Below are 12,663 nucleotides of genomic sequence, written 5' to 3'. Positions count from 1 at the left end.
GTCGGGAGAAGGGGGAGACCCGGGTGGGGACGAGTGACGAAGAGATCGACCGGCTGCTCGGCACACTGACACCGCGCGCCCGCGCACTGCTGCTGAGCGGTGCCACGACCTGGCGCACCCGGGCGGAACCTGCCGTGGGTCTGAGGGAGTTGGTCATGTCGGACGGTCCGGCGGGCGTACGGGGTGAGGCCTGGGACGAGCGGAACACCTCCGTCCTGCTGCCCTCGGCCTCGGCGCTCGCCGCCACCTGGGACGAGGCACTGGTCGAACGCCTCGGCGGCCTGCTCGCCGCCGAGGCCCGGCGCAAGGGCGTGGACGTCCTCCTCGCCCCGACCCTCAACCTGCACCGCAGCCCGCTGGGCGGCCGGCACTTCGAGTGCCTCTCCGAGGACCCCGAGCTGACCGGCCGCATCGGCGCCGCGCTGGTCCGCGGTGTCCAGGCCCACGGCGTGGCCGCCACCGCCAAGCACTACGTGGCCAACGACTCCGAGACCGACCGCCTCACCGTCGACGTGCGGGTGGGCGAGCGGGCGCTGCGGGAGGTCTACCTCGCCCCCTTCGAGGCGGCGGTGGCCGCGGGGGTCCGGCTCGTCATGGCGGGGTACAACGCGGTCAACGGCACCACCATGACGGCGAACGCCCTGCTCACCGATCCGCTGAAGAGCGAGTGGGGCTTCGACGGCGTCGTCGTCTCCGACTGGGGCGCGGTGCGCGGCACCGCCGACACCGCCCGCGCGGGTCTCGACCTCGCCATGCCGGGGCCCGACGGACCCTGGGGCGAGGCGTTGGCACGGGCGGTGGCCGACGGCGACGTGCCCGAGGCGGCCGTCGACGACAAGGCACGGCGCCTGCTACGGCTCGCGGCATGGCTGGACGCGCTGGGCTCCCTGAGCGGGGGTCCGGCGTACGGTGCGGAGGGCTTTCCGGGCCGGGGCTCGGCGTGCGGCGCGGGGGGCTTTCCGGGCCGGGGCTCGGCGTGCGGTGCGGAGGGCTTCCCGAGCGGGGGCCCGGCGTACAGTGCGGGGCCGGTCGCCCCGGGCCCGTCGCGTACCCGCGACGTCCGGGCCCTGGCCCGGCGTGCCGTCGCCGCGGGGACCGTCCTGCTGGCCAACAGAGGCGTCCTGCCGCTCGACCCCGGGCGCCTAGGGACGGTCGCCGTGATCGGCGCGCACGCCGCGCGGACCCGTACCCAGGGAGGCGGGAGCGCGGGCGTCTTCCCGCAGGACGAGGTGTCCGTCCTGGACGGCATCCGGGCCGCCCTGCGCGGCCGGGCCCGCGTCGTCCACGTCCCGGGCCCCCGGCCGGACGGCCCCGCGCCCCCACTGGACCAGGACACCTGCGCCGACCCGCGCTCCGGACTGCCCGGCGTGCTGCTGCGGATGCTGGACGCGGACGGCCGCGAGCTGTACGCCGAACGGCGTCGCGGGGGGCGTGTGCTGGAGCCCCGCCTGGTGCCGGGCGCGCACACCGTCGAGGTCCGCGCCCGGCTCAGCCCGCGCACCGGCGGTTCCTGGACCCTCGGGGTGGCCGGCTTCGGCCGGATGAGCCTGACCCTGGACGGACGCACCCTCCTGGACGGCGACTTCCCGCCCCGCACCGACGATCCGGCGGTGGTCCACGTCAACCCGCCGGCCCAGTACGCCACCGCCGACCTCGCCGTGGGCCGGGGCACCCTGTTGGTGGCCCGCCGCGAGCTGGCCCCCGGCACCGGCCGGGCCACCGTCGTCGTCGCGGCGCCACCCGCTCCGGACGTGACCGCGTCGCTGACCGAGGCGGCCCGTACGGCGGGTGCGGCGGACGCGGCGGTCGTGGTCGTCGGCACCACCGAGCACGGGGAGTCGGAGGGCTACGACCGTTCGAGCCTGGCGCTCGGCGCCACCCAGGACACGCTGGTCCGCGCCGTCGCGGCCGCCAACCCGCGTACCGTCGCCGTCGTCAACTGCGGTGGACCGGTGGAGCTGCCCTGGCGAGAGGAGGCGGGCGCGGTCCTGCTGGCCTGGTTCCCCGGGCAGGAGGGCGGCGACGGTCTCGCCGACGTGCTCTTCGGCCGTGCCGAGCCGGGCGGGCGGCTGCCCACCACCTGGCCGGCCGTCCTAGGCGACGCCCCGGTCACCCGCACCCGCCCGGACGGTGGCCGCCTCGACTACGACGAGGGCCTGCACCTCGGCTACCGGGGCTGGCTGCGCCACCACCGCAGCCCCGCCTACTGGTTCGGTCACGGGCTCGGCTACACGACGTGGACGTACGAGGCGCTGACCGTTCCACCGGTGACCCGCGCGGGCGACGACCTCACCGTGCGCGTGCGGGTGCGCAACACCGGTGCCCGGGAGGGCCGGGAGGTCGTGCAGGTATACCTGGCCCGGCCCGGGTCGGCGCTGGACCGCCCCGCGCGGTGGCTCGCCGGGTACGCGGCGGTGCGGGCGCGCCCGGGAGAGACGGTGACGGCGACGGTACGGGTCCCGGCGCGGTCGCTGTGCCACTGGTCGGTGGCGGAGCACGCCTGGCGCACCGAGGCGGGGCCCTGCCGGGTGCTGGCCGGGAGGTCGGCGGGGGACCTGCCGCTGGTCGCGGACCTGGAGGTGGTGCACGCGCCTCCGGCGTGAGGGGCGGGGAGAGCGCTCTACCACGCGTCTCACCCCGCCGGTTAAGGTGCGGGCATGAGCAGACAGGCCCCGACCCTGGAGGACGTGGCCCGGGAGGCCGGCGTCTCCCGGGCCACCGTCTCGCGGGTGGTCAACGGCGTCCGCAACGTGGACCCGGCCATCCAGGACCTGGTCCGCCGGGCCATCGAACGGACCGGGTACGCGCCCAACCAGGCCGCCAGACAGCTGGTCACCCGGCGCACGACGACCGTCGCCCTGGTCGTCTCGGGCGCGGGTGACGCCTCGGACTCGGAGCAGAACGCGTTCGCCACGCGGGTGTTCGCCGACCCCTTCTTCGGCCGCGTCGTCGGCGGCGTCGTCGGACATCTGCGGCCGCGCAGGATGCATCCGGTGCTGATGTTCGCCGAGACGCCCGAGGCCCGGCAGGAGGTCGTGGCCTACCTCAGGCAAGGCGGCGCGGACGGTGCGCTGGTGGTGTCCACGCATCCCGACGACCCGCTGCCCGCCCTGCTCGCCGGGGCCGGACTGCCGGCGGTGCTGTTCGCCCGTCCCGGCCGCCCGGTGCCGCTCAGCTACGTCGACCTGGCCCACCGCGACGGCGGCCGGCTCGCCGCCGAGCACCTGCTGGACCGGGGGTGCCGCCGGATAGCCACCGTCACCGGTCCGCTGGCGGTCGCGGCCAGCCAAGAACGCCTGGCGGGCTTCCGCGACACCCTCGCCCGGCATGGGCACCCCTACGTGCCGGTGGCCGAGGGCGGCTTCACCGTGGACAGCGGCATGGCCGCGATGACCTCACTGCTCGCCGAACACCCCGACACCGACGGCGTGTTCACCGCCAACGACCTGATGGCCCAGGGCGCCGTCCAAGTGCTGCGCGACCACGGCCGCCGGGTGCCGCACGACGTCGCGGTCATCGGCTTCGACGACTCCAGCGTGGCCGTCACCTGCCGGCCCCGGCTGACCACCGTACGGCAGCCGGTGGAGGAGATGGCGGCCACGATGGCCCGCCTCCTCGACGACCACATCAAGGGCACGCGCACCGAACCCACGTCGGTGATCTTCGACCCGGAACTGGTGGTACGGGACTCGGCGTAGCGCCGGGGTCCGCGGGGAAGCCCCGCGTCGAGGGCGGTCAGGGAAGCGCGGCCTCGATGTGGGCGAGGTGGGCGGCGAGGATCTCCTCGAAGGCGGCGACCCGGTCCGCACCGAGCGGGCGGATCTCGCGGGCGAAGTGGGCGAGGGCGGGGAAGCGCTCGGGATCGGCGCCCAGCACCGCGACCCGGAACTGCTCCATGCCCTGCTCGTGCTCCTCGGCGCCCACGGCACCGAATGCGCCTTCGGCGGTGATCAGCGAAGCGATCAGGACCACGAACCGGTGATAGCGCGCCGGAATCTCGTGGTCGGGCAGCCCCGAGGCGCGCAGGGTCTGCAGCACCTCCTCCATCATCAGCCGGGAACCCGTGCCACCCGATCCGTGGCGGCCCCAGACCGCCGCGAGTTGAGGCTGCTGCCCGAAGGCGTCACGCAGGCGCAGGGCCACGGCGGTGAGCCGCTGCTTCCAGTCGCCCGCGGGCCGGTAGCCGTCCATGGCGGACAGCAGAATCCGGTCGGCGACCGCGCGCAGCAACTCGGTCTTGTTGCGGAAGTGCCGGTAGAGGCTGGAGGAGTCCGTCCCCAGCGCGGCGGCCAGCTTGCGCACGCTGAACGTCTCGGCGTCGCCCGCGAGCAGCAGTTCCGCCGCCGCATCCAGGATCTGCTCGGTCGACCAACGCCTGCGGCCTGCCATCTCGTCCCTCTCGTCGCTCCTGTCCGGACCAGACTAGCTTATGCACTTGCCATTGCACGCGGTGCGTGCATACTGAGGACACATGCTTGCCGGACGAACGGGGCGGCAAGCGTAACGACGGGGAGAGGCGTGGACATGCGCGAGACCACTGCTGTGACACGGCCGCCGCAGCCGGACTTCGAGGCGATCACGACCGAGGAGCTGATCGCCTACCGCGAGGCGGAGAACCGTTACCGGGCGTCCGGCGCGGCGCGGGCGATCCTCGGTGAACCCGATCCCGGAGCCGCGATCGAGTGGCAGGACGTCGCGCTGCCCGGCCGCGTCCTCCCGGTCCGGGTCTACCGGCCGGTGCCGACGGGCGACGGCGAGACCGCCGTCCGGAGCGGCCTGCCGCTCGTGGTCCACGTCCACGGCGGCAGCTTCGTCGGCACGGCGGCGCAGTGCGACTGGACCAACAGCCACCTCGCCGTCCGGCTGCCCGCGGTCGTCGTCTCGGTCGAGCACCGCCTCGTCGCTCCGGGGAGCCCGCTCGGGGACGCCGCCGACGACGGCTGGGACGTGCTGCGGCACGTGCTGCGACACGCCGCGCGGTGGGGAGTCGATCCGGAACGCACGGCCGTCTTCGGCGAGAGCTTCGGCGGGCTGATCAGCGCACTGACCGCGATCCGTGCCCGGGACGCCGGCCTGCGGCTCAAGGCGCAGGTGCTGGTCAACCCCGCCGTCGACATGACCCCGACGATGTACGACTACCCCTCGATCGCCGAACACGCGGACACCCCGACCCTCGCCATGCCCCAACTCAGGCTCCTCGAGCGGCTCGCCGTCCCGCCGGGGACCGACGCCCGCGCCTTCTCACCGCTGTACGCGGAGGACCTGAGCGGGCTCGCCCCCGCGCTGATCGTGGTGCCGACCCATGACCCGCTCGCCGATCACGGACGCCGTTACGCCGATCGGCTGCGCGCGGCCGGGACGCCCGTACGGCTCGACGAACACGTGGGAGCGGGGCACGCGTTCCTCACGCTGCCCGGTGTGGATCCGCGGGCCGCGGCGGCCCGGTCCGGGATCCACGCATTCCTCCGCGCGGTTCTGACGGCGTGACACCGGAATGGCATCGGAGGAGGGCACAGTGAAGAGCATCGGCGTCATCGGGGTGGGCGAGATCGGCAGGGCCATCGTGACGGGTCTGCGTCACGGCGGCGACGCCGCGCCGGAGGTGTTCCTCTCCCCGCGGGGAGCCCGCACGGCCACGGAGCTGTCCGAGCGCCACGAGGGCGTACACGTGTGCGCCGACAACCAGGAGGTGGTGGACCGCTCCGAGATCGTGGTCCTCGCCGTGCGCCGCGAACAATGGCGCGAGGCCCTGGCGGGAGTGCACGTGGGCGGCGACCGGATCGTGGTCAACGTGATGGCGGGCGTGGGCAACGACGAGCTGGGCGAGACCCTGGGCACCGGCGCCGCGCTGGTCCGGGCCATCCCCCTGCCCACCATCCGCGAACGCCGCTCCGTCACGGTGGTGCACCCCTCGCACCCGGAGGTGAACTCCTTCTTCGCCCGGCTCGGCGGAGCGCTCCCCGTCGCGGACGAGGCAGCCTTCGACGTCCTCTCCGCGCTGACCGGGACGCTGACCACGCACTACGCCTACCTCGCCACGCTCGCCTCGTGGGCCACCCGCCACGGCATCGCCCCCGACGACGCGGACCGCTACGTCCGCGGGCTCTTCGAGGGCGTCGGCCGCTCCCTGGGCGACGCGTCCCGCTCCCTGGACCGGCTCGCCGCCGACCACGAGACGCCGAACGGGAACAACGAACGGATCCGCACCACCTGGTTCGACCCGGCCAACGCGCGGGCGCTCACGATGGCACTCGACGGCCTGCTCGCCCACCTCGCACCGCCGCGGCGGTCCTGACGACGGGCAGCACGGTGCGCACGGCCGCCGTCGGGGACGGGCAGCGGACCGGCGACGGCGTGCCGCACCCGCGCCCGCCCGCACCCGCGCCCTACCGCCCCGCCAGCCTCCCCCCGAGCGCCGCCCGCCACGCAGGGACCGGCGCGGGGGAGTCGACCGGCAGGCGTCGACCGCCGCGGGCGAAGAACGCCGCCAGGGGCAGGATCGCGGCGCCCACCGTGACCGCGTCGGGGCCGAGGCGGCCCAGCGCGATGCCCACCCGTCCGGCGGGGTGCCGCAAGGCGTGGGCCAGGGTGTGGGACCGTACCGACTCCAGGAAGGCGGGGCCGAGTTGGAGCCCGGCCCAGCCGCCCACCAGGATCCGCTCGGGCTGGAAGAGGTTGACCAGGTCGGCCAGTCCCGCGCCCAGGTACTCCGCGGTCTCCGCGAGCACCCGCGCCGCCACCGGGTCCGGTGCGCTCCCGTCCCCGGGCCGGGCCGCAGACAGCATGGCGGTCAGCGCGGCCTCCTCGTCGGCGCCGGGCGGTGGCTCGCCGCCCGCCTCCCGCCACCGCGCGAGCAGCGCCTCCGCACCGGCGTACGCCTCCAGGCACCCCCGCGCACCGCACCGGCAGCGGCGCCCCCGCACCCGTACCGTCAGATGCCCCCACTCCACCGCACGCCCCTGCTCCACCTCGTCGGTCACGACACACGCGCCGACGCCGGAGCCGAAGAGCACCACCACGGCGTTGTGCGCGCCGCGCCCGCCGCCGAACCACATCTCGGCCTGCCCCAGCGTCCTGGCGCCGTTCTCGATGAACAGCGGTACGTGCGGGGGCAGCCGGCCCGAGCGGCGCAGCAGCGCCTCCAGCGGGACCGCGTCCCAGCCCACGGTCTGGCCGTGCACCACGGTGCCGTCGGCGGTGCGCTCGACGATGCCGGGGACACCGATGCCGACGCCCAGCAGCTCGCCGGGGTCCGGCGCCGGGCCGTCGGCGGCGAGCACTTCCGCGACGCCGTCCAGGATGTGCCCGGCGACCACGCCGATGTCGTAGGAGCGCGACCGGTGACCGGGCAACGCGCGCTCGGTGCGGGCCCGTTCGGACATCGCCAGGTCGAACAGCTCGACGCGTACGCGGGTCTCGCCGACGTCGACCCCGACGAGGCGCCCCCGGTCCGCCACGACCCGGACGAGGGTGCGCGGCCGGCCGCCGTCCGCGCCGAGGCTGCCCGCCTCCTCCACCAGTCCGTCGGCCATCAGCTCGGCGACCACGTTGCTGACCGAACCCGAGCTCAGGCCCGCCGCCGAGCCCAGCGCGAGCCGGCTCATCGGCCCGTCGAAATACAACCGTTGCAGAACGGTGCTGCGGCTCTCCCGCCGCAGGTCACGGACCGTACGCCCGCCGTGCCTGGCCATCCGGAGCCTTCCTTCCGTGCCCTCGCGCGAGCGCCGACCCTGCGCGAGACCTTGACGAGTCTTTCTCTCGGGGTTTAACTCACGTCCTAAATTAAGCCATGAGGGGCTTCGGAAGGGAAACAGCCGAAGCCGCCGTCGGGACTTCCCGACCGACTCCCGGAAGGAACCCAGGAGCCATGCGCAGCATCCGAGCCGCGGCCGTAGGCGCCGTCACCCTGTCTCTCGCACTCGCCGCCACGGCCTGCGGAGGAGGCTCCTCCTCGGGCGGCGGATCCAACGACTCGCCGAAGGAACTCACCTACTGGGCGTCCAACCAGGGCGCCAGCGTCGAGGTCGACAAGAAGGTCCTCCAGCCCGAACTCGACAAGTTCGAGAAGGAGACCGGCATCAAGGTCAAGCTGGAGGTCGTGCCCTGGTCCGACCTGCTGAACCGGATCCTCACCGCCACCACCTCGGGCCAGGGCCCCGACGTCCTGAACATCGGCAACACCTGGAGCGCCTCCCTCCAGGCCACCGGTGCCCTGCTGCCCTGGGACGCGAAGAACTTCGACAAGATCGGCGGCAAGGACCGCTTCGTCTCCTCCGCGCTCGGCTCGACCGGCGTCGAGGGCCAGGACCCGGCCGCGGTCCCGCTGTACTCGATGGCGTACGCGCTCTACTACAACAAGCAGATGTTCGCCGACGCCGGCATCACCAAGCCCCCGGCCACCTGGGACGAACTGGTCGCGGCCGGCAAGAAGATCTCCCGGGACGGCAAGTGGGGCCTGGGCGCCGAGGGTTCCAACCTGTCCAACAACATCCACCAGGTCTTCGTCCTCGCCAAGCAGCACGGCGCCGACTTCTTCACCGCCGACGGCAAGCCCGACTTCACCTCCGACGGCGCCGTCGCCGCCGTCAAGCAGTACGTCGACCTGATGGCCGAGGACAAGGTCATCGCCCCCGGCAACGCCGAGTACGCGCAGAACCAGTCCCTCAGCGACTTCGCCAAGGGCAAGACCGCGATGGTGCTGTGGCAGACCGCCTCCGCCACCTTCAAGACCATGGGCATGAAGGACGACGAGTGGGGCGTCGCCCCCGCCCCCGTCCCCTCCGGCACCCCCGGCGCCGGCAAGGCCACCAACTCCATGGTCGCCGGCATCAACATGGCCGTCTTCAAGAACAGCGACAACGTCGACGGCGCCACGAAGTTCGTGAAGTTCATGACCAGCGACGCCGAGCAGAAGCTCCTCAACAAGGCCTACGGCTCCATCCCGCCGGTCAAGGCCGCCCAGACCGACCCGGCGTTCAACACCCAGGCCACCGCCGTGCTGCGCGAGACCCTCGCCACCAGCGCCGCCGCGCTGCCCCAGGTGGCCGACGAGTCGCAGTTCGAGACCGCGGTCGGCACCGCCGTCAAGGAACTGTTCGCCGACGCCGCGGCCGGCCGCGAGGTGACCACCGAGTCCGTCGAGGAGAAGCTCGCCAAGGCACAGCAGCAGATGCCCAACAAGTGAGCATCTCGACCTTCGTCCAAGCCCCACCGACTCCGACACGGACACGGACCCAGCCATGACCACCACGACCGCCTCGACGCGGCCCGGCGAGCGGACGGTCGGCGAGAGTTCCCCCGGGACGGCGCGCGGACCCCGCCGCCGCCCCGGGCGGATCCGCCGCATCGGCCTGCCCTACCTGCTGCTCCTGCCGGCCCTGCTCCTCGAACTCCTCGTCCACCTGGTGCCGATGGTCATCGGCATCGTGATGAGCTTCAAGGAACTCACCCAGTTCTACATCCGCGACTGGACCACCGCCCCGTGGACCGGCCTCGACAACTTCACCCTGTCGGTGGACTTCGACGCCCCCGTCGGCGAGGCACTGCTCCACTCCTTCCTCGTCACCTGCGCGTTCACGGTCCTCTCCGTCGGCCTGTGCTGGCTGATCGGCACCGCCGCCGCGATCTGCATGCAGGACGCCTTCCGCGGCCGGGGCCTGCTCCGCGCGGTCTTCCTGGTGCCGTACGCCCTGCCGGTCTACGCCGCCGTCATCACCTGGGCGTTCATGTTCCAGCACGACAACGGACTGGTGAACCACATCCTGCACGACCAGCTCGGCCTCACCGACAAGCCGTCCTTCTGGCTGATCGGCGACAACAGCTTCGTCGCGCTGCTCGTGGTGTCGGTCTGGAAGGGCTGGCCGTTCGCCTTCCTGATCGTCATGGCCGGACTCCAGAACATCCCCAAGGAGCTGTACGAGGCCGCCGCCCTGGACGGCGCCGGCGTCTGGCAGCAGATCCGCCGCATCACCCTGCCGTCGCTGCGTCCCGTCAACCAGGTCCTGGTCCTGGTGCTGTTCCTGTGGACGTTCAACGACTTCAACACACCGTTCGTCCTGTTCGGCAAGGCCGCACCCGAAGCCGCCGACCTGATCTCCCTCCACATCTACCAGTCGTCGTTCGTCACCTGGAACTTCGGCACCGGCTCCGCGATGTCGGTCCTGCTGCTGCTCTTCCTGCTGCTGGTGACGGGCGTGTACCTGTTCCTGACCTCCCGGACCACGCGGGCGCCCCGCAGCGCCCCGGAAAGGAAGCCGGCCGATGTCTAGCTCCCCGATGGCGGCGCCGCGCTCCTTCACGTGGACCCGCCGCGTCTTCCTCACCCTGCTCACCGGCTTCGTCCTGCTGCCGGTGTACGTCATGGTCTCCAGCTCGCTGAAGCCGCTCGAGGACGTCTCCGGCCAGTTCCACTGGCTGCCGAGCAACCTGACCGTCCGCCCCTACATCGACATCTGGTCGACGGTCCCGCTGGCCAAGTACTTCGTGAACTCGCTGATCGTGGCGGGCGCGGCGACCGTCTGCTCCGTCGTCATCGCCGTGTTCGCCGCCTACGCCGTCAGCCGCTACGAGTTCCGCGGCAAGCGCGTCTTCTCGGTGACCGTCCTGTCCACGCAGATGTTCCCGGGCATCCTCTTCCTGCTGCCCCTGTTCCTGATCTACGTCAACATCGGCAACGCCACCGGCATCGCCCTGTTCGGTTCCCGCGGCGGCCTCATCCTCACCTACCTGACCTTCTCCCTGCCCTTCTCCATCTGGATGCTGATCGGCTACTTCGACTCGGTGCCCCGGGACCTGGACGAGGCGGCCCTCGTGGACGGCTGCGGGCCGCTGCGCGCCCTGTTCAAGGTCGTCGTACCCGCCGCGATCCCCGGCATCGTCGCGGTCGCCGTCTACGCCTTCATGACCGCCTGGGGCGAGGTCCTGTTCGCCTCCGTCATGACCAACGACGCCACCCGTACCCTCGCCGTCGGACTCCAGGGCTACTCCACGCAGAACGACGTGTACTGGAACCAGATCATGGCCGCCTCACTGGTCGTGAGCGTCCCCGTGGTCGCGGGCTTCCTCCTCCTTCAGCGCTACCTCGTGGCGGGCCTGACGGCCGGAGCCGTCAAGTGACCGCCGGCCCCGCGCGCACCCTCCGCCAACCCGAAAGGACCTTCGTGACCATCGACTTCGCCGCACTCCCGGACGACTTCCTGTGGGGCACGGCCACCTCGGCGTACCAGATCGAGGGAGCCGTGGCGGAGGACGGACGTGCGCCGTCGATCTGGGACACCTTCTCGCACACCCCCGGGAAGATCGACAACGACGACCACGGCGACGTCGCCTGCGACCACTACCACCGCACCCGCGAGGACATCGAGCTGATGCGGCGGCTGGGCACCAACGCCTACCGCCTTTCCGTCGCCTGGCCCCGCGTCCTGCCGGGCGGCGATGGACCGGTCAACGCCAAGGGCCTGGCCTTCTACGACCGGCTCGTCGACGACCTGCTGGCGGCCGGCATCACCCCGTCCGTCACCCTCTACCACTGGGACCTGCCGCAGGTGCTCCAGGACCGGGGCGGCTGGCCCGAGCGCGCGACCACCGAGCACTTCGCCGCGTACGCCTCCGTCGTCGCCGAACGCCTCGGCGACCGTGTCGGCCACTGGGCCACCCTCAACGAGCCGCTGTGCTCGGCCTGGATCGGGCACCTGGAGGGCAAGATGGCCCCCGGATGGACCGACCTGACGGCGGCCGTCCGCGCCTCCTACCACCTGCTGCTCGGCCACGGCCTGGCGATGGAGGCCATCCGCGCGGCGGCCCCGAACGCCCAGGTGGGCATCGTCAACAACCTCTCCACCATCCACGCCGCCACCGACCGCGACGAGGACCTGGCCGCCGCCCGCCGCATGGACGGCCACACCAACCGCTGGTGGCTCGACCCGGTCCACGGTCGGGGCTTCCCCGCGGACATGCGCGAGGTCTACGGCGTCGAACTCCCGGAGCAGCCAAGCGACATGCGGCTCATCGGCGCCGAACTGGACTGGCTGGGCCTGAACTACTACTTCCCCCAGACCGTCGCCGCCGACCCCACCGGACCCGCCCCGCACGTCCGCACCGTCCGCCGCGCCGGCGTCCCGCGCACCGGCATGGACTGGGAGATCGACGCCGGCGGCATCGAGGACCTGCTGCTGCGCCTGACCGACGAGTACCGGGCGCGCAAGCTGTACGTCACCGAGAACGGCTCCTCCTTCCCCGACACGGTCCGCCCCGACGGCACCATCGACGACCCCGAGCGCCAGGAGTACCTGACGGCCCACCTCGCGGCCTGCGCCTCCGCCGCCCGCAGGGGAGCCCCGCTGGCCGGCTACTTCGCCTGGTCGCTGCTGGACAACTTCGAGTGGGCGTACGGCTACGACAAGCGCTTCGGCCTGGTCCACGTCGACTACGCGACACAGGTCCGCACCATCAAGGGCAGCGGACACCACTACGCCGACCTCATCGGCCGGGCGCGGGGGAGGGAGCGCAGGGCCGCCTGAGCCCCGTGGGGGGGGGGGGGGGGGGCCCCCCCCCCCCCCCCCCCCCCCCCCCCCCGGCGGGGGGGGGGGGGGGGGCCGCCCCCCGGGGGGGGGGGCGGGGGGGGGGGGGGGGGGGGGGCGGCCCCCCCGGGCCCCCCGGGGGGCG

10 protein-coding genes are annotated in these 12,663 nt (G+C 73.2%); 8 read left to right on the top strand and 2 right to left on the bottom strand.

Annotated features, from left to right (window positions below):
* The first annotated feature begins 23 nt into the window (after window positions 1–23).
* Window positions 24–2,603, top strand: a complete 2,580-nt coding sequence (locus ACIRGB_RS06775) for a glycoside hydrolase family 3 C-terminal domain-containing protein (RefSeq protein ID WP_403859358.1) — start codon at window positions 24–26, stop codon at window positions 2,601–2,603.
* A gap of 54 nt (window positions 2,604–2,657) precedes the next feature.
* Window positions 2,658–3,698, top strand: coding sequence for a LacI family DNA-binding transcriptional regulator (locus ACIRGB_RS06770; protein WP_403859356.1), 1,041 nt, complete (start codon window positions 2,658–2,660; stop codon window positions 3,696–3,698).
* A 37-nt stretch (window positions 3,699–3,735) separates the two neighbouring features.
* Here the strand turns inward: ACIRGB_RS06770 and ACIRGB_RS06765 are convergent, their stop codons facing one another.
* Entirely contained in the window at window positions 3,736–4,389 is a 654-nt protein-coding gene (locus ACIRGB_RS06765) for a TetR/AcrR family transcriptional regulator (protein ID WP_403859354.1), read from the bottom strand.
* Window positions 4,390–4,524: 135 nt separating this feature from the next.
* Here ACIRGB_RS06765 and ACIRGB_RS06760 point away from each other — a divergent pair, with 135 nt between their 5' ends.
* On the top strand, window positions 4,525–5,487 hold the full coding sequence (locus ACIRGB_RS06760; protein WP_403859352.1) for an alpha/beta hydrolase: 963 nt from the start codon (window positions 4,525–4,527) through the stop codon (window positions 5,485–5,487).
* Window positions 5,488–5,515: 28 nt separating this feature from the next.
* Window positions 5,516–6,295, top strand: a complete 780-nt coding sequence (locus ACIRGB_RS06755; RefSeq protein WP_403859350.1) for an NAD(P)-binding domain-containing protein — start codon at window positions 5,516–5,518, stop codon at window positions 6,293–6,295.
* A gap of 91 nt (window positions 6,296–6,386) precedes the next feature.
* On the opposite strand, the gene ACIRGB_RS06750 is transcribed toward ACIRGB_RS06755, so the two are convergent.
* Window positions 6,387–7,691, bottom strand: a complete 1,305-nt coding sequence (locus tag ACIRGB_RS06750; RefSeq protein WP_403859348.1) for an ROK family protein — start codon at window positions 7,689–7,691, stop codon at window positions 6,387–6,389.
* Between the two features lie 176 nt (window positions 7,692–7,867).
* On the opposite strand from ACIRGB_RS06750, the gene ACIRGB_RS06745 reads away from it, so the two are divergent.
* The 4 genes from ACIRGB_RS06745 to ACIRGB_RS06730 are packed head-to-tail and all read left to right on the top strand — an operon-like array spanning window position 7,868 to window position 12,518.
* Window positions 7,868–9,184: an ABC transporter substrate-binding protein gene (locus ACIRGB_RS06745; RefSeq protein ID WP_403859346.1), complete on the top strand. Its 1,317-nt coding sequence runs from the start codon at window positions 7,868–7,870 to the stop codon at window positions 9,182–9,184.
* A 55-nt stretch (window positions 9,185–9,239) separates the two neighbouring features.
* Entirely contained in the window at window positions 9,240–10,268 is a 1,029-nt protein-coding gene (locus ACIRGB_RS06740) for a carbohydrate ABC transporter permease (protein WP_403859344.1), read from the top strand.
* A gap of 7 nt (window positions 10,269–10,275) precedes the next feature.
* Window positions 10,276–11,115, top strand: a complete 840-nt coding sequence (locus tag ACIRGB_RS06735; RefSeq protein WP_403860605.1) for a carbohydrate ABC transporter permease — start codon at window positions 10,276–10,278, stop codon at window positions 11,113–11,115.
* Between the two features lie 44 nt (window positions 11,116–11,159).
* A complete protein-coding gene (locus tag ACIRGB_RS06730; protein ID WP_403859342.1) occupies window positions 11,160–12,518 on the top strand; it encodes a GH1 family beta-glucosidase in 1,359 nt (452 codons plus the stop codon).
* Window positions 12,519–12,663 lie beyond the last annotated feature (145 nt).

The sequence above is a fragment of the Streptomyces sp. NPDC102490 genome (genome assembly GCF_044765285.1).
Taxonomy (GTDB): domain Bacteria; phylum Actinomycetota; class Actinomycetes; order Streptomycetales; family Streptomycetaceae; genus Streptomyces.
This window is presented reverse-complemented; position numbering and strand designations above follow the sequence as displayed.

Coding starts and splice junctions, on each gene's coding strand:
- ACIRGB_RS06745 (WP_403859346.1), top strand. CDS start 7,868: ATGCGCAGCATCCGAGCCGCGGCCGTAGGCGCCGTCACCCTGTCTCTC.
- ACIRGB_RS06770 (WP_403859356.1), top strand. CDS start 2,658: ATGAGCAGACAGGCCCCGACCCTGGAGGACGTGGCCCGGGAGGCCGGC.
- ACIRGB_RS06750 (WP_403859348.1), bottom strand. CDS start 7,691: ATGGCCAGGCACGGCGGGCGTACGGTCCGTGACCTGCGGCGGGAGAGC.
- ACIRGB_RS06765 (WP_403859354.1), bottom strand. CDS start 4,389: ATGGCAGGCCGCAGGCGTTGGTCGACCGAGCAGATCCTGGATGCGGCG.
- ACIRGB_RS06740 (WP_403859344.1), top strand. CDS start 9,240: ATGACCACCACGACCGCCTCGACGCGGCCCGGCGAGCGGACGGTCGGC.
- ACIRGB_RS06735 (WP_403860605.1), top strand. CDS start 10,276: ATGGCGGCGCCGCGCTCCTTCACGTGGACCCGCCGCGTCTTCCTCACC.
- ACIRGB_RS06760 (WP_403859352.1), top strand. CDS start 4,525: ATGCGCGAGACCACTGCTGTGACACGGCCGCCGCAGCCGGACTTCGAG.